The following is a 24,654-nucleotide window of genomic DNA, read 5'->3' as shown; positions in this document are numbered from 1 at the left end:
ACGGTTCGGCCGTCGTTCACCGAATCGGCGCCGCCCCCGGCTCCGGACCCCTCAGCGTCCGGCGGGCGGCCGCGCCCGCCCGTAGAGGTTCGGGCTGTAGCGCGAGAACGCCGAGATCCGCACCTTCGTCCCCGGCCGCGCCGCCTCCAGGTACCGGCCGCCGCCCAGGTAGATCGCCACGTGGTGCACCCCGGAGGCCCGCCCGTCGGAGGACCAGAAGACGAGGTCCCCCCGGCGCAGGGCGCTGCGCGGTATGCGGACGGTCGCCCGGTACTGATCGGCGGCGATGCGCGGCAGCCGCACGCCCGCGCGGCGGTACGCCTCCTGTACGAGCCCGGAGCAGTCCCAGCGGTGCGGCCCCCGGCCCCCGAGCGCGTACGGATCGCCGATGTGCGCCACGGCGTACGCGACGGCGGCCTCCACCCCCTTGGGCGCGGCCGCCTCGGCGCTCTCCTCGCCGACGGCTTCGAGCCCCTCCTCCGCCCCGTCCTCCGCTTCCGGGACGGCCGCCTCCACGGCCAGGGCGGGCGCCCCCTCCTCCGGCTCCGGATAGCCCTCCGGCGACGGATCCTGCGCCACTGGAACCACCACAGGATCCGGCGGGTCCCCGGTCCAGGCCGCGGCCGGGCCGGAGCCGGCTATGACGGCCGCGCCCATCGCCGCCAGCAGGGCCCCGCGCACGACACCGCGCCGGGCGCCCCCTTCGTCGTCACTCTCCGCAGACCCCCCGGGCCGCGCGCGGCCGCCGGATATCGGATCGTCCACCGGTGTCCGCCCTTTCCGCCGACCGTCACCCCCGGCCCGCGGCGCGCTCCGGCGGGCGCCTCCGATCGCCCCCGGCACCGCTCGGCACAGCTTCTCAGCGGTCCGCGCGCCCCGCACCCCACGGTGCGCCCCGGCCGGCCGCCCACCGCCCCGACCAGCAGGGGAAGCGACCGCGGGCGGCCCGGTCCGGGCTGTACTCCGCCAGGGTGGTCGGAAGCACTCCCAGGAGTGAGGTAGAGTTTTCTCTGTCAGCAGGCGCCGCTAGCTCAGTTGGTTAGAGCAGCTGACTCTTAATCAGCGGGTCCGGGGTTCGAGTCCCTGGCGGCGCACAGACAGCCAAGAGGCCCCTCACTCTGAGTGAGGGGCCTCTTGGCGTTGGCCAAGGCTTTCGTGTGCTGGCCAAGCGGATGGCGGCAGGGCACAGTCTCCCAATGGCCAGTGACCTCCTGGAGCGGATCAAGCAGATCGTCATCGACCGCCGGCTGCCGCCCGGGGCGCCTCTGCCCACCGAGCGGGAGCTGACGGAGCTGCTGGGGACGGGGCGCACCTGTGTGCGCGAGGCGCTCAAGGCGCTCCAGGCGATGGGCATCGTCGAGATCCGGCACGGCTTCGGCACCTACGTGGGCCCGATGACCATGGCGCCGATCACCGAGGGCCTCGTCTTCCGCACCGTCGCGGGCCACCGGCGCGGCGAGGACAGCCTGCTCCAGCTCCTGGAGCTGCGGGAGGCGGTGGAGACCGGGCTGGCCGGGCGGCTGGCCGGGCGACTGGCGGAGCCGGAGCTGGCCGAGCTCGACGCGATCGTCACCCGGATGGAGGACGAGTCGCTGACCGGGCCCGTCCGGACGGAGACCGACCGCGCCTTCCACGCCGCGTTCTGCCGTGGGCTGGACAACCCGCTGATCGACGCCGTGCCCGAGGCGTTCTGGAGCGCCTTCCACCGGCTGCGGGACGGGGCCGGGCCGCCCCCGGACCCGCGGACGGTCTCGGCCCGGCACCGGGCCATCGTCACGGCCGTGCGGGCGGGCGACGCGATCCGAACAGAAGAGGCCATTCGCGATCACTTCTGCGACATTCGTACACGCCTACGAAAGGCGTACCGCTTTGCCCGGTAAACAGCTTGTTTCGCCCTTGCGATCATGCCGCGGGGTCCGAGATCCTGATCCAACAGCTGTATTCCAACATCACCGCCGTCGCGGGGAGTTGGCGGCGCCGGAGGGAGCCGGTGCCGACGCGCCCGCGCCGGGCCGAGGGGGGCCGGCAGGGCCCACGCACCAGCACACCACGCAGCCGCGCTGCGTGCGGGGGGAATGACCATGCGGGGGGAATGACTCATGACGTCCACGCCTGCCGACGCCCGGCGGACGACTCCTTACGATCCCGTGGTCGGCGACCCCTCGGTCGCCACCCGGCTGCGCATCCCGGCCCCGCCGGAGCCGGAGGACGAGCGGCGCAGACCCGCGCCCCGCCCCGCCCCGCCGCCGCCGCGGCCGCACCACGCCACGCGCCCGCGCTACGACTACGAGCACTACAGCCGCCTGGCCGGCCCGCTCACCCAGCCCGGCCCCGGTCCCTACCGGGTGCGCTACCGCAGCCTCCTGGCCGACGAGCCGCACCGCGTCCAGGCCGCCCTGCTGCTGGGCCTGGCCCCCGTCGTCTCCGTCGTCCTCCTGGTCTGGCTCCTCCAGCCCGCGCACTGGACGCACCGGGACCACGCGACCCCGCTGATGCGGGCCCTCGACGCCGTCATGCTCGTGTCCATCGGCCTGATCGAGGTCTTCCGCACGCTGAACGTCATCTCCAACGCCCACGCCACCCTGGTGGCCCGCGACCCGATACCGGTCGTCCCGGAGACCGGCACCCGGGTCGCCTTCCTCACCTCGTTCGTCCCCGGCAAGGAGCCGATCGAGATGGTCACCCGCACCCTGGAGGCGGCGGTCCGGGTGCGCCACCGCGGCCCCGTGCACGTCTGGCTCCTCGACGAGGGCGACGACCCCGAGGCCAAGGAGGTGTGCCGGCGCCTGGGCGTCCACCACTTCTCCCGCAAGGGCGTGGAGAAGTGGAACCGGCCGAAGGGCCCGCACCGCGCGAAGACCAAGCACGGCAACTACAACGCCTGGCTCGACGCCCACGGCGACGACTACGACTTCTTCGCCTCCGTGGACACCGACCACGTGCCGCTGCCCAACTTCCTGGAGCGCATGCTCGGTTACTTCCGTGACCCGGATGTCTCCTTCGTCGTTGGACCTCAGGTGTACGGGAACTACGACGCGGCCGTCACCAAGGCCGCGGAGAGCCAGCAGTTCCTCTTCCATGCCCTCATCCAGCGCGCCGGCAACCGCTACGGCTCGCCCATGTTCGTCGGCACCAACAACGCCGTGCGCATCAGCGCCCTCAAGGGCATCGGCGGGCTCTTCGACTCCATCACGGAGGACATGGCCACCGGCTTCGAGCTGCACCGCCACCGCAACCCGGCCACCGGCCGCAAGTGGCGCTCCGTCTACACGCCCGACGTGCTCGCGGTCGGCGAGGGCCCGAACGCGTGGACGGACTTCTTCACCCAGCAGCTGCGCTGGTCCCGGGGCACCTACGAGACGATCATCAAGCAGTACTGGAAGGGCCCCTTCACGCTGCGGCCGGGCCCCTTCCTCAACTACACGCTGATGGTCGTCTACTACCCGATCACCGCGGTCAACTGGATGCTCGGCGCCCTGAGTTGCGCGCTCTTCCTGGGGCTCGGCGCCGCCGGCATCCAGATCGACTCCCAGGTGTGGATGATGCTCTACAGCGACGCCGCGGCCCTCCAGATCGGCCTCTACATCTGGAACCGCCGGCACAACGTCTCCCCGCACGAGCCCGAGGGCTCCGGCGGGGTGGCCGGCATGGCGATGTCCGCGCTCTCCGCACCCGTCTACGCACGGTCCCTGATGGACGCCGTGCTGCGCCGCAGGAGCCGGTTCGTGGTGACCCCGAAGGGCGACTCGGCCAGCCCGGACACGCTGTTCGGCACCTTCCGCATCCACCTCTTCTTCCTGTTGATCTTCGGCGGTTCGCTGGTGGCCTCGTTCTTCCTGGGTCACGCCCATGCCGCGATGCGCACCTGGGCGGCGCTGGCCGTCGTGATCACGGTCGCGCCCATCGCCGCCTGGTGGTGGACCGTGCGCCACGGCAAACGGCCCGAGGGAGCCCAGACATGAGACTCCGGACCACGCGACTCCGGAACCGTCTGCTCAGCCGCCGCACCCGCCGCACCGCGGTGGGTGCGGCGGTCGTGCTCGTCCTGGCGGGCATGAACGGGCCGGCCATCTGGGGCTACGCCTCCGGCCAGTACCACGACTACAAGATCAACCAGCCGGGGTACAAAACGAAGAACGGCCACTGGGACGTCGTGGACGTCCCCGACGAGTACCGGATCAACACGATCCACGCCGCCCTGCTGCACACCGGCAAGGTGCTCCTGGTCGCCGGCTCCGGCAACAACGCGGCCAACTTCCAGGCGAAGTCCTTCCGCACGGTCCTGTGGGACCCGAAGGAGAACACCTTCAAGAACGTCCCCACCCCCAAGGACCTCTTCTGCGCCGGCCACACCCAGCTGCCGGACGGCAGGCTCCTGGTCGCCGGCGGCACCCAGCGCTACGAGAAGCTGGACGGCGACGTCACCAAGGCCGGCGGCCTGATGGTCGTCCACAACGAGAACCCCGACAAGCCGATGACCTTCCCGGCCGGCACGGTCTTCACCGGCAAGCAGACCGGCAAGTCCTTCGAGTCCAAGGACGCCGTGCTCGTCCCCCGCGCCAAGAAGGACCAGGGCAAGGACGGCAAGGTCAAGGTCACGGTCAGCACGGCCCGGGTCTACGTCGAGGCGCTCGAGAAGGGCCAGGAGCACGCCACCGGCCTCACCGACAACTACCGCATCGGCGGCCTCAAGGGCGACGACTCCCGGAACTTCTACGGCATCGCCAACAAGCTCTCCTTCGACAAGAAGGACTTCCAAGGCATCAAGGACTCCTTCGAGTTCGACCCGGTGGCCGAGCGCTACGTCACCGTCGACCCGATGAACGAGGCCCGCTGGTACCCGACGCTGACCACCCTCCAGGACGGCAAGGTCCTCTCCGTCTCCGGCCTCGACGAGATCGGCCAGGTCGTCCCCGGCAAGAACGAGGTCTACGACCCGAAGACCAAGAAGTGGACCTACCTCCCGCAGGAGCGCTTCTTCCCCACCTACCCGGCCCTCTTCCTCACCGACAAGGGCAAGATCTTCTACACCGGCTCCAACGCGGGCTACGGGCCCGCCGACAAGGGCCGCGAACCGGGCGTGTGGGACCTGGGCAACAACTCCTTCATCCCCGTCCCCGGCATCAGCGACCCGGACGTCCTGGAGACCTCGATGTCCGTCCTGCTGCCCCCCGCCCAGGACCAGCGGTACATGGTCCTCGGCGGCGGCGGGGTCGGCGAGGACAAGAAGTCCACGTCCAGGACCAGGCTCGTGGACCTGCACACGGACCGTCCGCGCTTCAAGGACGGCCCCGACCTGTACGCCAAGGCCCGCTACCCCAGCAGCGTCATCCTCCCCGACGACACCGTCCTCACCACCAACGGCTCCGGCGACTACCGGGGGCGCAGCAACTCCAACATCCTCAGGGCCGAGGTCTACGATCCGCGCACCAACTCCTCGCACGCGGTGGCCGATCCGCTGGTCGGCCGCAATTACCACTCGGGTGCGCTGCTCCTGCCCGACGGCCGGGTGATGACCTTCGGTTCCGACTCCCTCTTCCGGGACAAGGACAACACGATGCCCGGCGTCTTCCAGCAGCAGATCGACCTCTACACCCCGCCGTACCTCTTCCGGGACGGCCGTCCCGAGATCAGGAGCACGGCGCCGCAGACGGTGAAGCTGGGCGACAAGGCGACGTACCGGGTCGCGTCCGCGCGTCCGGTCGCGAAGGCGCGGCTGATCCGGCCGGGGTCGTTCACGCACGTCACGAACATCGAACAGCGGTCGATCGCGCTGGAGATGACGCGGAGCGGTGCGGACCGGGGTGGGAACTCGTCGGTGACGGTCACCCTGCCGAAGGACCCTTCGCTGGTGCCGCCGGGTTGGTACATGCTGACGGTGGTGGACGATCAGGACACGCCGGCGGAGGCGGTGTGGGTGAAGGTGCCGGTGGCCGAGAAGTAGGGGTGCCCTTCCTGGCTCGGCGCCCGCATCGCCCTCGGGCGTTGTCCTCAAGCGCCGGACCGGCTGAATCAGCCCGTCCGGCGCTTGAGGACAACCGCGCGGAGCGCGGTTCCAGGGGTCCAGAAGGCGCGCCCCCCGCCCCCACCCCTCACGACCGCGCGTTACGCGCGAGCTCCAGCGCGTACGTCTCCCACCACTCCCCCGCGTCCGGCCCCCCCTTGCACGCCCCGTCCGACTCGCCCGGCCGCTTGATCCACAGGTACGCGTCGACCAGCCGGTCACCCGTGCGGGTCGTCGGGGGCTCGCCGAGGGCCCGGCCCGCCGGGTTGCACCACGCCTTCTCGTGGTCGCCCCCGGACAGCGGCCCGTTCCCGTTCCGGCTCGTGTCGATGACGAAGTGCTTGTCGCCGAGGAGGGTCGACAGGGCCCAGCCGTACTCCTTGCTGTCCCGCGTCGTCTGGAAGTTGGAGACGTTGAGGGCGAAGCCGTCGGCCCGGTCGATGCCGGCGCGCCGCAGCGGCTCGGCCATCCGCGTGGCGGGGGTGACCCAGCTGGGGTTCCCCGCGTCCAGGTAGACCCTCGTCCGCGGCAGGGACTTCAGCTTGCGGACGGCCTCCTTCAGCAGCGCGTACCGCTCCTCGTGGAACTGCTGCGGCGTACAGCCGTCCTCCATGTGCGGCAGTGCGTCCGGCTCCAGGATCACCGTCGCGCTGCGGTCGCCGATGCCGGCGGCCGCGCGGTCGAGCCAGGCGCGGTAGGAGTCCCCGTCGGAGGCGCCGCCCTGCGAGTACTGGCCGCAGTCGCGGTGCGGGATGTTGTAGAGGACGAGCAGCGCGTCGCGGTCGGCCCGCGCGGCGGCCTCGGTGAAGCCGCGGGTCTGGCTCTCCGGGTCGTCCACGCCGATCCACTCGGCGACGGGCTGCTGGGCGATCTTCCCGATGAGGACGGCGTCCCGCTCCTTGCCCGCCTTGCGCAGCTGGGTGACCTGCCGGGCGGCGGTCCCGTCCGGGTTCACCCAGTACGGGGACTGGGCCCGGGGGAGCTGGGAGGGGGAGGCGACGGCGGGCCGCGGGGATCCGGCGGGGGCGGAGGTGTCGTCCGAGGACGAGGAGCAGCCGGCCAGGAGCACCAGAGCTCCCGCGGTGACCGCCCGGACGAGGACCGCGCGGGCCCGACGGGCGTGGCCGGTGTGACTGCCGTACATCCACTCCCCCTTGGGGTGTACTTCCGGGAGCGCATCGGGCCCCTCGGGACAACGACCGGTCGCCCCCATGCTGGCACAGCCGGGTCCCCGGCCGGGGCCGGTCATCTCATGACACGACATCGGATCGCTCTGAAGGAGCACCGGAGGCGCGGTGCGCGGGCTCCTCACGCCGGTCCGGTTCCGGTCAGGTAGGCCGAGACGACCACGTTGGCGCTGTACTGGCGGCGGACCCGGTCGTAGTCGCCGCCGCAGGTGATCAGGCGGAGTTCGGCCCGGCCCGCGGCGTGCGGCCCGTACACGCGCCCGGCGTCGAAGTGGTCCTTGCTGAAGACGGCGACGTCGTCGACCGTGAACTCGGCGGTGGAGCCGTCGGCCCGGGCGACGCTGACCGTCTCGCCGCGCTTGAGGCCGCCGAGTTCGTAGAAGACCGCCGGCGCGCTGTCGGTGTCCACGTGGCCGACGAGGACGGCCGCGCCGGGGCTGCCCGGCTGCGGGCCGCCGCGGTACCAGGCGACGGTGCCGGCCCGGTCGTACGGCGGCGGTTCCGCCGCGCCCTCGCGGGTCAGGCCGCGGCCCTCGATCGGGGCGCGCAGGCCCATGGCCCGGATGGCCAGGCGCTGTGGCGTGGCCCCGGGCAGCGGGGGGTGCGGCGGCGGCAGTTCGAGCGCCGGCGGGCGGCCCGCGGCGGCGACGTCGCCGGTGGCGGTCCAGGACCCGGACGGCACCTCGGTGACCTCTCGGCCCCACAGCCACAGGGCGAACAGCAGGGCCGCCCACGCCACGCCCGTCAGCAGGCGGCCGCCGGTGCCGGCGCGTGCTTCGGACATGGCGCGGGATCGCCTCCCCTCACCGACGGCCGGCGTCGGTGCGGCGGCGGTACCAGATCAGGACGCCGGCGATCAGGACGCCGGCGCCGCCGAGGACGAGCCCGGGGGTGCCAGGGGTGTCGGCCGCGGCGACGGGCGCGGTGCCGCCGCCGCCCGCGGGCACGGGGGCGACGGGCACGCCGTGCTCGTGCTCGTGGTCGTGGTCCTGGCCGGTGAGGGCGGCGTGGCCGTCGTGCCCGTCGCGGCCGTCATGGGGCCCGCGGCCGTCCCGGCCGTCGGGCACCGCGTCGGGGACGACGGTCAGCACGCCCTCGGCGACGTCTTCGCGGCCGTCGCAGTTGACGCGGACGGGGTAGGTGCCGGCGGACGTCGTGGAGCGGACGGTGGCCTCGGCGGAGTGGCCGGTGGTGTCCCGGGCGAGCCTGGCATCGGTCACGAACGCCTCCGAGACGGCCGTGGCGCGATCGCCGGAGCAGCCGGAGACGCGCAGCTGCACGTCGGCCCCGGGCCTGCTGGTGACGGGAACGAGCTCCACCGTTCCCACTCGGGTCGAGGGTGGGTCGTCGAGGGCATGGGCAGGGGCGGCACCGACGGCGACCGCCGTCAGCGCACCGCAGAGTGCGGAGCGGACTGAAACCATGGTGAACCTCCTGACCCTCAGAGGTTCACCCGGCGGGGACCGGCGGCGCATCCGCTCCGTCGACCCGTTACTCCAATCGGTGACGGAACCGCATGCGCGTACCGGCCGGACGGGTCACACCAGGTCGACGAGGTCCGCGATCGAGTCGACGACGGTGGACGGGCGGAAGGGGTAGCGCTCGATCTCGTCGGGCCGGGTCAGCCCGGTGAGCACCAGGAAGGTCCGCATGCCGGCCTCCAGCCCGGCGAGGACGTCGGTGTCCATCCGGTCGCCGATCATGGCGCTGGTCTCCGAGTGGGCGCCGATCATGTTGAGCCCGGACCGCATCATCAGCGGGTTCGGCTTGCCGACGAAGTAGGGCTCGCGGCCGGTCGCCTTGGTGATCAGGGCGGCGACGGAGCCGGTGGCGGGCAGGGCGCCCTCGGCGGAGGGGCCGGTCTCGTCGGGGTTGGTGGCGATGAACCGGGCGCCGTTGTTGATCAGCCGGATGGCCTTGGTGAGCGCCTCGAAGGAGTAGGTCCGCGTCTCGCCCAGGACGACGTAGTCGGGGTCCGCGTCGGTCAGGACGTAGCCGATGTCGTGCAGCGCGGTGGTGAGCCCGGCCTCGCCGATGACGTAGGCGGTGCCGCCGGGGCGCTGGTCGTCCAGGAACTGGGCGGTGGCCAGGGCCGAGGTCCAGATGCTGGCGGCGGGGACGTCCAGGCCGATCCGCCGGAGGCGGGCGTGCAGGTCGCGGGGGGTGTAGATGGAGTTGTTGGTCAGCACGAGGAACGGCCGGCCGGATGCGCGGAGCTTCTTGACGAAGGCGTCCGCGCCGGGCACCGGGATGCCTTCGTGCATCAGCACACCGTCCATGTCGGTGAGCCAGGACTCGATGGGCTTGCGCTCTGCCACGTGCGGAACTCCTGCCGTGCTGTGCCTCGGGGCCCGGGGCGCTTGATGGAACCGGGACGGCAGGGCTCGCCCGCCGCCCCGGCACCCTCCAGCCTAATCAGCTCCCGGTGGCGGCCTTCCAGGCGTCGACGTACGAGGTGAGATTGCGGTTGATGTCCGCCCAGTCCGGGCGGAATATCTCCGTCCCCTTCATGATGTCCGCGAGCGCCTTCGCGTTCCTGTCGGTCGCCGTCACGTCCGTACGGGCCGCGAAGCCGCCGGCCACCGAGGAGACCTGCCGCTGGACGCCCTCGGAGAGCAGGTAGTCGAGGAACCTCCGGGCGTTGTCGGCGTGCGGCGCGCCCTTGACCAGCCCGGCCGCGTAGGGCAGGGCGAAGGTGCCGGGCTTCTTCCCGTCGGCCGCCGCCGGGAAGAAGATCCCCTGGTGGGGCATGGTCGCCATGTTGGCGAAGTTCATCTGGACGTCGCCGTTGGCCACCAGGAGTTCGCCCTTGTCCGTGCGCGGGGCGAGCTGGCCGGTGGAGGAGGACGGGCCGACGTTGTTCCGCTGGAGCTTTTTCAGGTACTCCATCGCCGCGTCCTTGCCGCCGAGGTCGTGCATCGCCTTGACCAGGACGGCCGTTCCGTCGCCCGCGACGCCGGGGGTGGAGTACTGGAGTCTGCCCTCGAAGCGGTCGTCCAGCAGGTCGTTCCAGGTCTTCGGCGGGGTCGTGAGCTCCTTCATGTTGTAGATGAAGCAGAAGTAGTTGTTGACGACGGACGTCCACTTGCCGGAGGGGTCCTTGTCGGAGTCGGCGACCTTCTCCGAGCCCTTGGGCCGGTACGTCTCCAACAGGCCCTTGCCGTCGGCCTGCTGGACGAACGGCGGCAGCGTGACGACCACGTCCGCCCGGGTGTTGCTCCGCTCCCGGGCCAGCCGCTGCACCACCTCCCCCGAGCCGCCCTCGACGTACTTCACCTTGATGCCGGTCTTCTTCTCGAAGTCGCGGAAGACGCGGTCGTAGAAGCCGGAGCCGTCCTGGGACTTGAGGCCGTCGGCGCTGTAGACCGTGATCTCCTTCGCGTCGGATCCGCCGGTGGCGCCACAGGCGGTGAGCGGGGCGAGGAGGGTGGCGGCGAGCAGGGCGACGCCTCCGGTGCGGGTACGGGACATGGCGTGTCGAACTCCTCAACGGGGCCTATCGGTACGAGGCGCGGGTGCGCACCCGGGAGACGGCGAGCAGCACCAGCAGCGTCGCGGTCATCAGGACGACGGCGAGGGCCGCCCCGGCGAAGAGGGCGCCGCGGTCGGTGGCGCCGAAGATCTTCACGGGCAGCGGCAGCCAGTCGGGCGGGTAGAGCATCATCGTGGCGCTCAACTCGCCCATGGACAGGGCGAAGCAGAGCCCGCCGGCTGCGCCGAGGGAGGGCAGCAGCAGCGGCAGGCGCACCCGCCACAGCACGTACGCCGGGGACGCGCCCAGGCTCGCGGCCGCCTGTTCGTACGCCGGGTCGAGGCGGGCCAGCGCGGCCGTGACCGACTGGTGTGCGAAGGCCGTGACCAGGACGGCGTGGGCGACGACGACGATCTGCGGGGTGCCGTTGAGCAGCAGGGGCGGCCGGGAGAAGGCGACGAGCAGGGACAGCCCGACGACGACCGACGGTACGGCCACGGGCAGCATGAACAGGCCGTCGACCAGCCGCCGTCCGCGCGGGCCGAGCCGGGCGGCGGCCAGCGCCGACCACGTCCCGGTGACCAGGGCGAGGGCGCTCGCCGCGAGGGCGGTGAGCAGGCTGGTGGTCAGGGCCTGGAGGGCGTCGCCGTGCGCGACGTCGCGGTAGTGGGCGAGCGTCGCGCCGGAGGGGAGTGCTCCGCTCCAGGAGGTGGCGAACGAGGCCGCGACGACGACCGCGAACGGGAGCGCGAACACGGGCAGGAACAGCGTCAGGAACACGGCGTGCACCAGGCGGCGGGCGGTGCGGCTATGCACGAGCACGGCGGAGTCCTCCTCGGTCGCCTCGGGCCAGGACGGAGCGGTAGAGGGCGTAAAGCCCGCCCGACAGCGCGATGTTGACCACCGCGACCACGCAGGCGGCGGTCCAGTCGCCGTCGAGGATCGCCCTGCCGTAGATCAGCACCGGCAGCGTGGTGACGTCCTTCGCACCGGTGAACAGCACGATCCCGAACTCGTTCAGGCACATCACCAGCACCAGCGACCCGCCCGCGGCGAGCGCGGGCAGCGCCTCCGGCAGGATCACCTGCCGCACGATCCGCGGCGCCTTCGCCCCGAGCGACGCGGCGACCTCCAGCTGGGCCGTCTCCAGCTGCGAGAACGCGGCGAGCAGCGGCCGCATCACGAACGGCGTGAAGTACGTGACCTCGGCGAGCAGCACGCCCCACCGGGTGTGCAGGAAGTCGCCGAACGGTCCGGCGGCGGCGCCGGTGACGTCCGTCCAGAGCCCGTTGGCCATGCCGGCCCGCCCGTAGACGAAGAGCAGCGCGAGCGTGATGAGGAACGAGGGGAAGGAGAGGAAGACGTCGACGAACCGCCCGACCGCCCGGCCCCCGGGGAAGGGCACGAACGCGATCACGATCGCGAGCGCGAAGCCGAGGACCAGGGCGCCGGCGGTGGCCCCGGCGGCGATGACGACGGTGTTGCCGAGGGCGTCCCGGAAGGCGTCCTGCGCGAAGACACGGCCGTACGCGGCGGTGGTCGCGCCGCCGTCGCCACCGAGGGACTCCCGGACGACGAGGCCGAGCGGATAGAGGAAGAACAGCCCGAGGACGGCGACCGGGGGGAGGGCCAGGGCCCACGGCACGAGGGCCCCGGCCCCGCGACGGCTACGCATGGCCCGCCCCCGCCGGCAGCAGCACCGCGTCCTCCGGCGCGAAGTGCAGCGTCACCGGCGCGCCCGGGCGCGGCGGGTCGCGGAGTTCGCGGACGTCCGCCAGGAGGCGGTGGCCGGACACGTCCGCGCACACGCGGTGCGTCGCGCCGCGCCACTGGACCTCGGACACCGTGCCGCGCAGCGCGTTCGGGCCGTCGCCGAGGCCGACCAGGTGCGGGCGGACGCACAGCGTCGCCGCCGCGCCGGAGAAGGTGCCGGAGACCGACAGGGGCGTGCCCGCGAAGGAGACGCCGTCGTCGGCGACGGTCACCGGCAGCAGGTTCGCGCTGCCGACGAACGACGCCGTGAACTCCGTGCGCGGGCTGCGGTACAGCTCCTGCGGCGTCCCGCAGTCGCGCAGCCGCGCGCGGTCCATGACCGCGACGCGGTCGGCCAGGGTCAGGGCCTCGACCTGGTCGTGGGTGACGTACACCATGGAGACGGAGGGCAACTCCCGGTGCAGACGGGCCAGTTCCGCGAGCATGTCGGAGCGCAGGCGCGCGTCCAGCGCGGACAGCGGCTCGTCCAGGAGCAGCACCCCCGGCCGGATGGCCAGCGCCCGCGCGATCGCGACGCGCTGCTGCTGGCCGCCGGACAGCTCGCGCGGGTAGCGCCGGGCGAAGGCGGACATGCCGGTCATCTCCAGCGCCTCCGCGACCCGTTCGGCGACCGTGGCGCGCGGCGTCCGGCGCGCCTTCAGCCCGAACGCGACGTTGGCGTCGACCCGCAGGTGCGGGAAGAGCGCGTACTGCTGGACGACCATCCCCACGCCCCGCCGGTGCGGCGCGAGCCCGGTGACGTCGCGGTCCCCGATGAACACCCGCCCGGAGGACGGCCGGACGAAGCCGGCGACGGCCCGCAGGGCGGTGGTCTTGCCGGAGCCGGAGGGGCCGAGGAGGGCCATGACCTCGCCGGGCCCGACGGCCAGGTCGAGGGAGTCGAGCACGGTGGTGCCGTCGTAGGCGACGGAGACGGAGTCGAAGCGTATGCCGGTCACGGTCCGCCGGCCCCCGCCCCCGCCTCGTACGCGGCGATCAGGTCCGGGAGTTGGGCGACCGAGTCCAGCACCGCCGTCGCCCCCGCCGCGCGCAACGCCTCCGCGTCGTGCGCCCCGGTCAGCACGCCGGCCACGACCGGGGCCCCGGCGCGGCGTCCGCTCAGGATGTCGTACGCGGTGTCGCCGGCGACCGCGATGCCGCCGACGCCGTCCGCGGCGTGCGTGCGCAGCAGCGCGGTGAGGATCATGTCGGGGTACGGCCGCCCGCGGCCGCCCGCGTCGGCGGGGCACAGGGCGAGGTCGGCCGGCCCGTCGTCCCAGCCGAGGGCGGCGAGGATCGCGTCCTGGGTGGTGCGGGCGAAGCCGGTGGTGAGGACCACGGTCCGGCCCTCGCCGCGCAGGCGCTCGATCGCCTCCCGCGCGCCGGGCACGGGGGCGCAGTGCCCGGCGTCCACCAGGCGCGCGTACGCCGTCTCGAAGGCGGCGTTGGCGCGCCGGGCCACGCCCTCGTCACCGCCGCTCAGGTGCCGGAAGACGGAGATCTTGGACTCGCCCATCGTGGCGCGGACGTAGTCGAGTCGTTCAGCGAAGCCCTCCGTGCCCAGCACCTCGGACGCCGCCTCGGCGAAGGCCCGTTCGACGAGTCCGTCGTCGGCGACGGTGGTCCCGGCCATGTCGAGGACGACCAGCGTGATCGGTTCCATGCCTCCTCCTCACCAGCCCAGCGCGTCGGCGGTCGCCCCGGCGATCGCCGGGGAACAGGTCATGCCGCGCCCACCGGGCCCGGTCACCAGCCAGACGCCCTCGCGCACCCGTTCGCGGTGCACGACCTTCCCGGCGTCCAGGCACTGCGCGTACACCCCGGCCCAGCGGCGCCGGACGGGCGGCAGCGGGCGGCCGAGGAGCGTCTCGGCAACGGCCGTCAGGTGGGCGTACGGGTCCTCGTCCACGTCGAAGGCGAACGGGGTCGCGTACGCGTGGGTGTCGCCGATCGTCAGCCCGCCGTCGGCCCGTTGGACCATCAGCAGCTGCATCTTGTGCTCGGCGGCGACGGGCGGCTGCGGCCGGGCGGCGGCGAAGGCGTCCAGCTCCGGGGAGCGGTAGGCGGGGTAGTAGCGGAAGCTGTCGGCGTCCGCGACGGAGGTCGGGAGCGGCTCGCCCAGCGGGGCGGTCTGCATCATCTGCAACCGGACGCGGCGTACGGGCAATTGGGGGGCCAGCTCGCGGACGAGGCCGCCGAGCCAGGCGCCGGTGCACAGGACGACGGCGTCGCCGGTGTGGACGTCGCCGTGGTCGTCGCGGACGCCGTGCTCGCCGACGACGTCGCGGGCCTCGCGCCCGCCGAGGAAGGTGTAGCGGCCGGAGGCGGCCAGCGCCTCGCGCAACGCCCGCTGGGCGACGCGGGGTTCGACGGCGGCGTCGCGCCCGCACCACAGGGCGCCGAGGAGTTCGCCGCGCAGCGCGGGGTTGCGGCGGCGGGTCTCCTCCGCGTCCAGCAGTTCGTAGCCGCGGGCGGCGGCGTCGGGGCGGGCGGCCGCGGCGCGGGCGACGGCCAGTTCGGCCTCGTCGGTGACGACCGTCAGCGATCCGTTGGCACGGAACCCGACGCCCGGGACGCGGGCGCCTATCTCCTCCCACAACGCGCGGGCCCGCAGGGCGGTTTCCAGCTCCTCCCCGGCGGCCCGGCCGCCGACCCAGACGAGGCCGAAGTTGCGCACGGAGGCGCCCCGCGCCTCGGCCTCGCGCTCGATGTGCACGACCTGGTGGCCGCGCTGGACTGCGTGCCAGGCGTGCAGGGTTCCCAGCACGCCGGCTCCGACGACGATGACTCGCATGTCCGGAACGCTCCTCGGGGCGGGTGTCGGCAAAAAGGACGGCCGGCCACGGGAGGGTGAACCGGCCCTCAAGCTTGGACTAGACCCGTTACGATTCCGTTACCCAACTACCCCTGGAGGTGGGCGGTAAACGAGAACCGGTCCCCCCGGTAGAGCGAGCGGACCCGCTCCAGCGGCCCGCCGTCCGCGTCCCGCGAGACCCGGTGGATCAGCAGCATCGGCAGCGCCGGCGGCGTCCCGACGAGCAGCGCCTCGCGCGGCGTGGCCAGGACGGTCTCCAGCCGCTCGTCCGCGTCGCCGAACCGGACGCCGAGCCGTTCGCGGAGGTAGCCGTAGAAGGACGAGTCGGGCTCGAACTCCTCGTCCAGCCGCGGCACCCGGGCCACCGCGACGTAGGTGCTCTCCAGCCCGACCCGCTCGTCGTCCGCGAGCAGCACCCGCTCCATATGCCAGACGGGCTCCCCGGCACGCGCCCCCACGTCCGGCGCGAGCGCCTCCGGGCACGGGAAGCGGTCGAGCCCGACCAGGGAACGGCCCGGCCGCCGCCCCTGGCGGCGCACGCCCTCGGTGTAACTGGCCAGCGACAGCGGCTGCTCCAGCTTGGGACCGGCGACGACGGTGCCCCGGCCCAGCCGTCGCAGCCGCCCCTCCAGCAGCAGTTCGCGCAGGGCCTGGCGGACGGTCTCGCGGGCCACGCCGAACCGGCCGGCGAGGTCCCGCTCGGTGGGCAGGAGCCCGCCCTCGCCCAGCTCGTCGAGGAGCGCGGTGATGTGCGTCTTGACCGCGTAGTACTTGGGGACCCGGCCGTGCTCGGGGACGCCGTCGCGGTGGGGCGCGCCGGGAGTGCTGCAGGAGCCGGGGGCACTGTAGGAGTCAGGGGTGCTGTAGGACTGATCCACGGCGCGATCCTCGCAGGTGCCGAATCCAGCAGCCGTGTGGCGAGTCAGCCCGTCCGGCGATTCGAGTCAGCCCGTCCGGCGATTGAGGACGAGCGGCGGAGCCCCGAAGCGGGGCGCGGGGCGGAGCCCCGAAGCGGGGCGCGGGGGCGCAGCCCCGGAGCGGGGCGCGGGGGCGCAGCCCCGGAGCGGGGCGCAGGGGGCGAAGCCCCCACACCACCGCGCGGAGCACGGTGAGCGGGCCGAGGGGCGCAGCCCCGGAAGAAACGGTGAAAGGGCGGGGCGGGGAGAAAACCCCTCCCACCTCAACGCCGCATCCGCCGCGCCCAGAGCAGCAACCCCACCCCACCCCCCACGCACCCGAGCGCGAGGAGCGCGACCTCGACCGGATCCACCGCGCGCGAAGCCCCCGTCTCGGCGAGCACCGGCGGCCCGGGCCGCTCCCCGCCCGGAAGGCTCGCCCGCGGGGTCGGCCCCGGGGCGACCGGCGCGGCGGCGGCCCGTCCGACCGTGAAGGTGTAGTCCTCCGACTCCCCCACCCACGCCCCGTCCGCACCGCGCCGCTGCACCGCCGTGACGTTGGCGGTGACGGGCCCCTCCGGGGCGCCGTCGGCGAAACCGAGGCGCAGGGGGACGGCGACCGTCCGGTGCGCGGGGACGTCGAAGCCCCGGAAGTCGGGCGAACGGCCTTCCAGGACGCCGACGTTCTCGGCCTCCTCCGTCCGCTCGAAGCGCACGGGCCGCCAGCGGGCGCCCTCGCGGTCGTAGAACTCCATCCGCACGTCCTGCGGCCGGAGCGCGCGGCTCCGGTCGGACAGGACGACGACGGGGTGCACGGCCCGGCACCCGGTGCCGGTGTCGTTGCGCAGGTCCAGCTCCCAGGCGGGGGCGTCGGCGCCGCGCTCGTAGACGGCCGGGCCGCCGCTCAGCCGCGAGACGATCGGGAAGTCCGGGCTGCCCGGGTCTCCGCACTCCTGCCGGTCACCCGCGGAGGCGGACACCGGGACGGATCCGACGGCGGCGAGTCCGACGGCACAGGCGGCGAACACACCGGCGACGGTGATCCGCAGTGCGGTGATCCGCAGTGCACGGGGCAGCAGCATCGAGGAACCTTCGGGGTGGGGGCTCCGCTTCACGCTTCACAGTTCACGCTTGACGCTTCACGCTTCACTCGTCACGTTCGCGGTTCACCGGGAACATCCCCGTCCCGCCGCCGGAGGGCGACAGACACGGCGGGAAGTCCCCCGGCCGGCCGTCGGATTCCGCCCGTTGGGCGGAGCGCCGGCTCAGGCGCACAGGGCGTAAAGGGTGACCGTGCGCCCTCCCGTGGTCCCGGGGAGCGGCGCGGTGGTCACCGACCACCCCTTCCGGTCCGGCGTCGGATGCGTGCTCCGCATGTAGTACTTGCCGGGCGGGCTGACCTGCGCCCCTCCGCTGTGCGTGTGCTCGTGGCCCGGGCAGTAGATCGTGTGCGTGGCGACCCGGGCCGTGGAGACCGTGAACGTCCGGCTAATGCCGTGCTGGACGGCGTCCGCCGGGGAGGGCGTGAGGAGGACGAACAGGACGGCGGCGGGCACGGCGACCAGGGCGGATCTCATGGCGGTTCCTCTTCGCGAAAGGTGCATCACGGAAGGAACAACGCGGTTGCCTGGTAACGGTACGGATGGGTGCAATTCCTTCCCTCGGACGAGTGAGACGCGCGGGACGTCGAGTGGACTCCCCGGCTCCGGTACCCACCCGTCCGTGTGCCAGAGTGGCGGGCATGGACGGCACCCCAGGCACTACCGGCACTACCGGCACCCCCCTTCGCGTGGGCCTCATCGGCTACGGCACCGCGGGCTCGTTCTTCCACGCCCCGCTCATCGCGGCCACCCCGGACCTCGTCCTCGACACGGTCGTGACCGCCAATCCCGACCGGCAGCGCCAGGTGCGTGCCGAGCACCCGGGGTCCCGGACCGCCGCCTCCCCGGACGAGCTCTTCGCCCGCGCCGACGCCGGTGAGCTCGACCTGATCGTCGTCGCCTCCCCCAACCGCACCCACGTCCCGCTCGCCTACCGCGCGCTGGAGGCCGGGCTGCCGGTCGTCGTCGACAAGCCGCTCGCGGCGACCGCCGCCGAGGCGGAGGCGCTGGCCTCGCTCGCCGGGGAACGCGGGTTGCTGATCAGCCCGTTCCAGAACCGCCGCTGGGACGGCGACTTCCGCACCGTCCGGAAGCTGGTCGCGGACGGCTCCCTCGGCCGCGTCCTGCGCTTCGAGTCCCGCTTCGAGCGCTGGCGCCCGCACCCCAAGGGCGGCTGGCGCGAGTCCGGCGATCCGGCCGAAGTGGGCGGGATCCTCTACGACTTGGGCAGCCACCTGGTGGACCAGGCCCTGTTTCTCTTCGGTCCGGCCGAGACCGTCCACGCCGAGGCGGACGTGCGCCGCGCGGGCGCCGAGGCGGACGACGACACCTTCATCGCCCTGCGGCACACGAACGGCGTCCGCTCCCACCTCTGGATGAGCGCCGTCACCGCCCAACTCGGCCCGCGCTTCCGGGTGCTGGGCAGCGACGCGGGCTACGTCAAGTACGGCCTCGACCCCCAGGAGGCCGCCCTGCGCGAGGGCCTGCGGCCCGGCGCCACGTCCTGGGGCGCCGAGCCGGAGCACTCCTGGGGCCGGCTCGGCGCGGGCGAGTCCCCGCTGACAGGCGGCGGCGAGCCGGTGCCGACGCTGCCCGGCGACTACCCCGCGTACTACGCGGCCGTCGCACGGGCGGTGCGCGAGGGCGGGGAGCCGCCGGTCACGGCGACGGAGGCCGCCGCGACACTGCGGGTACTGGAGGCGGCGAAGCGGTCGGCGGAGGAGGGGCGGACGGTGGCGCTGTGACCCCGATAGTCGTCGAGGTCATGGACGGCGCCACCGCGGCACGGACGGAGGATGCCTTCCGACTCGTCCATGCCGAGGCGTTCGCCGAACCGCCGTACGGCGAGTCCGAGGAGGAAGTCGCCCTGACCTTCCGCCGGTTCAGGGAGGAGGCCCGCCGCCCCGGCTTCCGCGCGGCCCTCGCCCGCGTCGCCGCCTCCGGCGAACCGGCCGGGATGGCCCTCGGCAGACCGCTCGGCGCGGACATCATCTGGTACGGCCTCCTACCGGAGGGCGTCATACCACTGCCCCGCACACTCGCCCTGCTGGAGCTCGCGGTCCGCGCGCCCTGGCGCGGACGCGGGGTCGCCCGCCGGCTGCACGACGCGCTCCTCGCCGGCACCGGCGCGGAGCACGTCGTACTCACCGTCCACTGCGAGGCGGAGCCCGCACGAGCGGCGTATCGGTCGTGGGGCTACCGTGAACTCGCCGAAGGGGAAGGCCACCTCGCCATGATGCTCAGGCGAACGGATTGCAGACCGGGACGCCCGCCCAGGTGACGTAGACGTACAGCTCGCCCTTGCGCGTCGTGCAGAAGGAGACGACCTTCGAGCCCAGGTCCGTCAGCGCGGCGACGAGCATCGTGGCGGGGAGCAGGCTGCCGAGCGACGCGATGGTGACGACGCTGGTCACGACCTGGACGAGGTCCTTGGTGATATCCACGCCGGCCTGGACCTTGCCGGTGACGAACGGGTCCAGGTGGATCAGCAGGCCGAACCAGGTCACCTTCACGGTGATGCCCTCGACGATCTGCGTCTCCCCGCTGCGCGGGGCGATCGCCGCCGTCGTGGGATCGACGACCACACCCTCGCTGTCCTTGCTGACGGCGAGGTTCTTGTCGACGAGCGTGTCGAGGCGGGCGACGGCTGTCTTGACGGCGTCGATCGCCTTCTGGCTGATGCCTGCGGCCTGGGCGCCCTTGGCGTCGAGGCTGTAGCGGCCGCTGCCGTAACTCACGAAGGGCGCAAGGGCCTTGCGCTCCGCGTCGCTCAGCCAGCCGACGGCAGTCGTGTCCTTGGACGTCTGCACGACCTGTGTCGCCTGCGGCGCGGCGGCCGGGGCGTCGCTCGCGGCGTAGGCCGGCAGCACGGTCGCGGAGAGGATGGCTATGGCCGTGCTCAGGCCGAGGCCGGTTCTCAGGAGGGTGGACGGGCGCATGGCGGCACTCCTGGGGTGTGGGGGTAGTGGCTGCAAGACTTCGTCTTGCGGCCCTTATCCGGAAGTTATGGCTCCGGATTGACCCACGGCAACGTGATGCGCGTCACAGGTCGATGACGACCCGGCGCAGGACCTGCCGGGCTTCGGTCAGCAGCCGTTCGAGGGTGCTCATCGACGGACCGGTCACGCTGTAGACCAGCAGCCGCAGGGCGTCCACATGGACGCGGTCCGCGTCGTCGACGCCGGTCGCGGGGACGCCCGCGAAGAGCTCGTGCGGACGGTACGAACCGAGCGCCCGCTCAGCCTCCACGAGCAGCGCACGGCCGCCGTACGAGGACGGCTGCTGCTGCCGCACCGCGAGGACGATCAAGATGCGCACCAGGGCGTCCCCCGTGGCCGGGGAGATTCCCCAAGTCCGGAACCGGGCCCGCCTTTCCCGGCCGTAACGCCCGTCGGCGAGCGCCCCTTCCCGGCCGATGACGACGTCGGCGATCCTTACGCACTCGCTCCAACTGTCGTCCACGGCCTCCATGACAGCCATTCTGCCCGCAAGTTGCTCCTCGGCGGACGCCCCCTCACCCGGGCCGTCGGACTCAAGGCGATGACCTGCGGTGAAGGACAGCGGCCGACCGTGGGGTGCCGTGACTCCTGGCAATAGCGGGCAGTTTGGTCGTCGGGGACCATGTCAGGCCGCCACCCAGACGAATTCGGCGTCACTTCGCCCCCAGCGGCTGATGTGCCGCACGGTCCGCGAGATCACGATCGCGGCGGCGCGGTCGGCGCGGATACGGTCGTGAAGCGGTCGCTTGACGACGGGCGGCAACTCCCTTGGCCGCAGGGCGCCGTAGTCCGTGAAGCGGCGGGTGCCGCAGGTGCGGCAGCGGCTCTCGCCCCGGCCCGAGTCCCAACCCTCCGTGTGCTGGCACTGGTTCATCATGGCTTCTCCTTGTCCTTGCGCAGGCAGTGCTCCATCACCCAGTGGGTGAGCGCTTCGGCGGTGGCGTCGCGCGACGCGCGCGGGTCGTCGCCGGACGCGGCGGTGCGGCGGGCGGCTTCGAGCTCGGCGCACCGCTCGCACCCGGTCTGGTACGGCCGGAGCCCGGCCTCGTTGCGCTCCTCCCGCGAGGCCAACCGCAGGACGTCCGGCGGGACTTCCCATTCGAGCCCGCCGCCGGGTCTGCGCACCTGCACACGGTCGCCGGCGGTGCCGGTGATCTGGACGAGCCGCTTCTCGCGGACGTCGACGACGTAGGTGCCGGGTCGGTAGGTCACGCCTCGCTCCCGTTCTCTGGTTTGGGGGCCCAGTGTGCAGGCAGCGGCATGACCAGAACTCCCAATTTGGGCCGCATCACTCGTCCGTGTGGCATCTGCCGATACGTCGATGACGACAGGCACAAGTGCACCAGGCTGAGGACGACACCCCGAAGGAGGAAGGCATGCCGCAGAACGCCCGCCGAACGGCCCGCCGCCGCAGGCTGGGAACCGCTCTCAGAGAAGCGCGGGAGGCAGCAGAGATCACCGCAACCCAGGCCGCACAGACGATCCACAGCGACAACACCAAGCTCAGCCGCATCGAGACCGGTCGGCACCGGGTAACGCGCCTGGAGCTGGAGACGCTGTTCGCCCTCTACGAGGTCAAGGACGAGAAGCTACGGGAGTGGCTGATCGCCCTCGCTGCCGAGGGCAACAAACGCAGTTGGTGGCGGAAGCACAGTGACAAGATCGGTCCCGACCTCAAAGAGCTCTTGTCCCTGGAGGCCGATGCTGCGCGCATCACGACGTTTCAGGCACACGTGGTACCGGGACTACTGCAAACCCGCAACTACGCCGCCGCCATCATCAGTGGCTGCAACGAGCGACTGACCAAGGAGGAAGTCGAATTCTACGTCGACCTTCGAATGGCCCGACAGGACATCTTCCAGCGCGAAGAGCCGACCAGACATCTGGTCATCGTTTACGAAGGCGTCCTCCGTCAACAGATCGGCGGCAGACGGGTATTGGCCGAACAGCTCCGCCACTTGATCTCCCTGAGCCGGCCTCCCGAGATGACGATCCAGGTCATCCCCTTCTCCCAGGGGGCCTTCGATGGGGCACGCGGCTCGTTCTCCATGTTCTCCTACCCCGACCCGTTGGACTTCGATGTCGTGCAGGTCGAGTACCTCGACGGGGCCCTCTACTTGGAGGAGGATGCAACCGTCAAGAAGTACCAAAGGGCGATCGACGGGCTTCGAGCAGCGGCGCTGTCATCGAGTCAGTCCACGGAAATGATCGCCTCGATCGCGCGGGAACTGGAAACCTGAGTGAGGTAACTTGCCGTGATACGTCACGTTCTCCCCGAGCGCGGCTGGAAAAAATCCACGTACAGCGCCAACGCTGATGACCAGTGCGTCGAATCACAGCCCACCGCCGACGGCCGAGTCGCCGTCGGCGACAGCAAATCCCGCCCCCGAGGCGCCTGCCTCTTCCCCCCGTCCGCCTGGACGGCCTTCACCACCGCCCTGCGGGGTTACGAAGGGGCGCAGCCCCTGCGGAAACGGTGAAAGGGCGGGGCTGGGGCAAACCTCCCCCACCCTGTCCACGGCCGGCGAGTGCGCCGAACTCGGGCACTTCGCCGAGGAGCGGCCCCGGACGCGACGCGAGCGGACCGCGGTCCCTTGCCGCCCTCACCGCCGGGCCCCCGTCCCGGACTGCCGGAAGCATTGCCGGGCGGGCTGCGCCGTGGCTGCCAGGGCGGACGGCGAACGCCCAGGCCGACGGCCGGGCCGTCACCAAGAAGCACGGCCCGGACGGCGAACGACGCACCGCCGCCCCGGCGGCGAGGGTGCCGTCCGGGGCAGCGAGTGCGGGGGTCCGGCCTACTCGCTGAGCCCCACGACGCGCCCTTCCTTGGGCCTGCCGTTCTCGAAAGCGGACGGATCATGCTTGGGCGTGCGGAGATCGAGCTTGTCCAGGACCTTGGCGGCGTCCTTGCTCGGGAACATCTTCGACTTCGCGAAGAAGTCCCGCAGGTCCTCACCCGTGACGACGCTGGTCATCAGGATGAGGTTGTCCTGGGAGCCGCGCGGGTGCTTGGGCTTGTCCTTGATGGCCAGATCATTGACCTTGGGCCAGAAGTCCGGGCCGTAGGCGAGCCTGAGCTGGTCGAGCATGACGGCCCGCTGCACATCCGCCGAGGACGGGTCCGCTTCGCGGAGCTTGGCCAGGGTCTGGCTGAGCCGCGAAGTGATGCCGGCGGTGAACCCTCCGACAGGGCGGAAGTGCCGCTCGACGGCGGTGGCGTAGAGGCTCGCCGTGGCCTCGCCGAACCCGTCGCCGCCGAGGGGCGCGAGCTGACGGTGGCGGCCCAGCTCCTTCCAGACATCCCAAGTCCGCTTGTCATGCACAAGCGACGAACTGATCGCGTGAGGGCGTTGGGCCAGCTTGCCCGGGGAGAGGAGGACGTCGGCGTAGGCAGGGTTGAAGGCCACCCGGCCATCCGTGGCCCGGGCCACGCCCTCCGTCTTCCGGCTGTCCAGGGTGATGTGCTGGACCAGCGGGCTGGTGGCCGTCTGCCGGGTCTTCTTCCCGTCCCCGACGTTGTTGACGGCGTCCTGCACGCGGGCGATCGTGTCGTAGGACTCCATCAGCCGCTTCTGGTCCTGGTCGCGGTACTTCAGCGCCGTGGCCCGGTCCACCGTCAGGACGGTCCGCTCGCTGACGTACTCGACCCACGGGACGTTGGTGGGCCTGTCGAGCAGCTCACGGAACTCCTTGTTGCTCGTCTCACCGAGCACAAAGCGCGGGGCCTCCGCCATTCCGATGGTCTCCAAGGTGGCCGAGGCGGACGCATCCCCCTCGACAGAGAGGTAGAGCATGCCGCCGGGCCGGTCGCGGAGGATGTTGCTGCCCGGCTTGAGGGTGATGACGCGCTGCTCGCCCCCGTCCTCCTTGGCGCCCGGGACGCCGATGTGCAGCTTCACCTTTCCGGCCCGGCTCTCCGGAGTGTCGTCGATGATGACGGCCGACCGCTTCTGCGGCGGCAGGTACAGGCCGGTGCTCTGCGCGTTGCTCAACTGCAGCGTGGACTTCAGGCGCTGCTGCTCCGCGGCCGGAGACGGCTTGGCGGACAGCTTCGCTGTGAGGCCCATGGGGGTGTGGAAGACGCCGGGCTTGAGCTGCCGCGCGCCGCGGCGCTGCTCGGTGGCCGCGCCGGCGGAGTCGCCGTCCTGGGCGGTCACCGGCGCGGCCACGGCTTCCGCCGTGGTGGCCGCCGTCGTGCCCATCACGGCAGCGAGGACCGTGCCCGCGATGAACGCGGTCCTTCTGCTGGTGGCCGTCCGGCGCCGGTGCTTGGGCGAATTGTCACGCGTCACGTGGAAGTTTCCCTTCCCTGCCTCGCGGTGGCGAGGGTCTGCGAATCTCTTGTCGCGGCAGCGTTCTCCGGCGGCCCTGAAGAGCGAACCGCTCCGTCATTTCCGGCGAAAACCGCCTCAAATCGATTCCAACACGC

The 24,654-nt window shown here is 72.3% G+C and carries 26 protein-coding genes and 1 tRNA gene; 8 read left to right on the top strand and 19 right to left on the bottom strand.

All coding sequences use genetic code 11. The features are described from left to right. Positions 1–51: 51 nt before the first annotated feature. Entirely contained in the window at positions 52–765 is a 714-nt protein-coding gene (locus tag I5Q34_RS01030; protein WP_199890147.1) for a C40 family peptidase, read from the bottom strand. A 255-nt stretch (positions 766–1,020) separates the two neighbouring features. Here I5Q34_RS01030 and I5Q34_RS01025 point away from each other — a divergent pair. From I5Q34_RS01025 to I5Q34_RS01010, 4 genes are all read left to right on the top strand, one after another. Continuing rightward, positions 1,021–1,094 (top strand) — tRNA-Lys (locus I5Q34_RS01025). 102 nt (positions 1,095–1,196) lie between these two features. Next, a complete protein-coding gene (locus I5Q34_RS01020; protein ID WP_199890146.1) occupies positions 1,197–1,880 on the top strand; it encodes a FadR/GntR family transcriptional regulator in 684 nt (227 codons plus the stop codon). A gap of 219 nt (positions 1,881–2,099) precedes the next feature. Then, positions 2,100–3,962: a glycosyltransferase family 2 protein gene (locus I5Q34_RS01015; protein ID WP_199890145.1), complete on the top strand. Its 1,863-nt coding sequence runs from the start codon at positions 2,100–2,102 to the stop codon at positions 3,960–3,962. Then, positions 3,959–5,944 carry a kelch motif-containing protein gene (locus I5Q34_RS01010; RefSeq protein WP_199890144.1) on the top strand — a complete coding sequence of 662 codons (1,986 nt, stop codon included), beginning with the start codon at positions 3,959–3,961 and terminating at the stop codon, positions 5,942–5,944. The genes I5Q34_RS01015 and I5Q34_RS01010 overlap by 4 nt, the downstream gene beginning before the upstream one ends. 148 nt (positions 5,945–6,092) lie before the next feature. Here the strand turns inward: I5Q34_RS01010 and I5Q34_RS01005 are convergent, their stop codons facing one another. The 13 genes from I5Q34_RS01005 to I5Q34_RS00945 form a co-directional block, all read right to left on the bottom strand. Further along, positions 6,093–7,148: a glycoside hydrolase family 6 protein gene (locus I5Q34_RS01005; RefSeq protein ID WP_199890143.1), complete on the bottom strand. Its 1,056-nt coding sequence runs from the start codon at positions 7,146–7,148 to the stop codon at positions 6,093–6,095. Positions 7,149–7,312: 164 nt separating this feature from the next. Continuing rightward, positions 7,313–7,975: a class F sortase gene (locus tag I5Q34_RS01000; RefSeq protein WP_199890142.1), complete on the bottom strand. Its 663-nt coding sequence runs from the start codon at positions 7,973–7,975 to the stop codon at positions 7,313–7,315. A gap of 19 nt (positions 7,976–7,994) precedes the next feature. Next, positions 7,995–8,615 carry a hypothetical protein gene (locus I5Q34_RS00995; RefSeq protein ID WP_199890141.1) on the bottom strand — a complete coding sequence of 207 codons (621 nt, stop codon included), beginning with the start codon at positions 8,613–8,615 and terminating at the stop codon, positions 7,995–7,997. 114 nt (positions 8,616–8,729) lie between these two features. Next, the gene (locus I5Q34_RS00990) at positions 8,730–9,509 is read right to left on the bottom strand and encodes an HAD-IIA family hydrolase (RefSeq protein ID WP_199890140.1); all 780 of its coding nucleotides are present in this window, start codon (positions 9,507–9,509) and stop codon (positions 8,730–8,732) included. Positions 9,510–9,606: 97 nt separating this feature from the next. Beyond that, on the bottom strand, positions 9,607–10,662 hold the full coding sequence (locus I5Q34_RS00985; protein ID WP_199890139.1) for a 2-aminoethylphosphonate ABC transporter substrate-binding protein: 1,056 nt from the start codon (positions 10,660–10,662) through the stop codon (positions 9,607–9,609). Between the two features lie 25 nt (positions 10,663–10,687). Further along, positions 10,688–11,485 (bottom strand): ABC transporter permease, encoded by a 798-nt coding sequence (locus I5Q34_RS00980; RefSeq protein WP_199890138.1) that lies wholly within the window; start codon positions 11,483–11,485, stop codon positions 10,688–10,690. Next, entirely contained in the window at positions 11,472–12,338 is an 867-nt protein-coding gene (locus I5Q34_RS00975; RefSeq protein WP_199890137.1) for a 2-aminoethylphosphonate ABC transporter permease subunit, read from the bottom strand. Before I5Q34_RS00975 ends, I5Q34_RS00980 begins: the two co-directional genes overlap by 14 nt. Beyond that, positions 12,331–13,374: an ABC transporter ATP-binding protein gene (locus I5Q34_RS00970; RefSeq protein WP_199890136.1), complete on the bottom strand. Its 1,044-nt coding sequence runs from the start codon at positions 13,372–13,374 to the stop codon at positions 12,331–12,333. Before I5Q34_RS00970 ends, I5Q34_RS00975 begins: the two co-directional genes overlap by 8 nt. Next, complete coding sequence (locus tag I5Q34_RS00965) at positions 13,371–14,078, bottom strand: phosphonatase-like hydrolase (RefSeq protein ID WP_199890135.1); 708 nt, start codon at positions 14,076–14,078, stop codon at positions 13,371–13,373. Before I5Q34_RS00965 ends, I5Q34_RS00970 begins: the two co-directional genes overlap by 4 nt. 9 nt (positions 14,079–14,087) lie before the next feature. Then, the gene (locus tag I5Q34_RS00960; RefSeq protein WP_199890134.1) at positions 14,088–15,209 is read right to left on the bottom strand and encodes a TIGR03364 family FAD-dependent oxidoreductase; all 1,122 of its coding nucleotides are present in this window, start codon (positions 15,207–15,209) and stop codon (positions 14,088–14,090) included. Between the two features lie 107 nt (positions 15,210–15,316). Beyond that, positions 15,317–16,108, bottom strand: a complete 792-nt coding sequence (locus tag I5Q34_RS00955; RefSeq protein WP_199890133.1) for a GntR family transcriptional regulator — start codon at positions 16,106–16,108, stop codon at positions 15,317–15,319. Positions 16,109–16,410: 302 nt separating this feature from the next. Beyond that, a complete protein-coding gene (locus I5Q34_RS00950) occupies positions 16,411–17,208 on the bottom strand; it encodes a hypothetical protein (RefSeq protein ID WP_199890132.1) in 798 nt (265 codons plus the stop codon). A gap of 183 nt (positions 17,209–17,391) precedes the next feature. After that, complete coding sequence (locus I5Q34_RS00945) at positions 17,392–17,703, bottom strand: hypothetical protein (RefSeq protein WP_199890131.1); 312 nt, start codon at positions 17,701–17,703, stop codon at positions 17,392–17,394. Positions 17,704–17,867: 164 nt separating this feature from the next. On the opposite strand from I5Q34_RS00945, the gene I5Q34_RS00940 reads away from it, so the two are divergent. After that, on the top strand, positions 17,868–18,971 hold the full coding sequence (locus I5Q34_RS00940) for a Gfo/Idh/MocA family oxidoreductase (protein ID WP_199890130.1): 1,104 nt from the start codon (positions 17,868–17,870) through the stop codon (positions 18,969–18,971). Then, positions 18,968–19,507 carry a GNAT family N-acetyltransferase gene (locus I5Q34_RS00935; RefSeq protein WP_307811627.1) on the top strand — a complete coding sequence of 180 codons (540 nt, stop codon included), beginning with the start codon at positions 18,968–18,970 and terminating at the stop codon, positions 19,505–19,507. Before I5Q34_RS00940 ends, I5Q34_RS00935 begins: the two co-directional genes overlap by 4 nt. Here I5Q34_RS00935 and I5Q34_RS00930 read toward each other — a convergent pair. The 4 genes from I5Q34_RS00930 to I5Q34_RS00915 all read right to left on the bottom strand — a co-directional run bounded on the left by I5Q34_RS00930 (position 19,467) and on the right by I5Q34_RS00915 (position 21,437). Further along, positions 19,467–20,165 (bottom strand): hypothetical protein, encoded by a 699-nt coding sequence (locus I5Q34_RS00930; protein WP_199890129.1) that lies wholly within the window; start codon positions 20,163–20,165, stop codon positions 19,467–19,469. The two genes, I5Q34_RS00935 and I5Q34_RS00930, sit on opposite strands and share 41 nt — an antisense overlap. Positions 20,166–20,268: 103 nt before the next feature. Beyond that, positions 20,269–20,697, bottom strand: coding sequence for a hypothetical protein (locus I5Q34_RS00925; protein WP_199890128.1), 429 nt, complete (start codon positions 20,695–20,697; stop codon positions 20,269–20,271). Between the two features lie 153 nt (positions 20,698–20,850). Further along, positions 20,851–21,102 carry a DUF6255 family natural product biosynthesis protein gene (locus I5Q34_RS00920; protein ID WP_199890127.1) on the bottom strand — a complete coding sequence of 84 codons (252 nt, stop codon included), beginning with the start codon at positions 21,100–21,102 and terminating at the stop codon, positions 20,851–20,853. After that, complete coding sequence (locus tag I5Q34_RS00915) at positions 21,099–21,437, bottom strand: hypothetical protein (RefSeq protein WP_199890126.1); 339 nt, start codon at positions 21,435–21,437, stop codon at positions 21,099–21,101. The genes I5Q34_RS00920 and I5Q34_RS00915 overlap by 4 nt, the downstream gene beginning before the upstream one ends. Positions 21,438–21,601: 164 nt before the next feature. Here I5Q34_RS00915 and I5Q34_RS00910 point away from each other — a divergent pair, with 164 nt between their 5' ends. Both I5Q34_RS00910 and I5Q34_RS34265 read left to right on the top strand, forming a co-directional pair. Further along, complete coding sequence (locus I5Q34_RS00910) at positions 21,602–22,465, top strand: helix-turn-helix transcriptional regulator (RefSeq protein ID WP_199890125.1); 864 nt, start codon at positions 21,602–21,604, stop codon at positions 22,463–22,465. Between the two features lie 15 nt (positions 22,466–22,480). Beyond that, entirely contained in the window at positions 22,481–22,705 is a 225-nt protein-coding gene (locus I5Q34_RS34265) for a DUF397 domain-containing protein (RefSeq protein WP_199890124.1), read from the top strand. Between the two features lie 315 nt (positions 22,706–23,020). Here the strand turns inward: I5Q34_RS34265 and I5Q34_RS00900 are convergent, their stop codons facing one another. Next, a complete protein-coding gene (locus I5Q34_RS00900) occupies positions 23,021–24,517 on the bottom strand; it encodes a M60 family metallopeptidase (RefSeq protein WP_199890123.1) in 1,497 nt (498 codons plus the stop codon). Positions 24,518–24,654: the final 137 nt, after the last annotated feature.

The organism is Streptomyces sp. AV19 (assembly GCF_015999245.1).
In the GTDB taxonomy this organism is placed as follows: Bacteria; Actinomycetota; Actinomycetes; order Streptomycetales; family Streptomycetaceae; genus Streptomyces.
The sequence above is the reverse complement of the archived record's forward strand: the minus strand, read 5'-3'. Positions and strand labels throughout refer to the sequence as shown.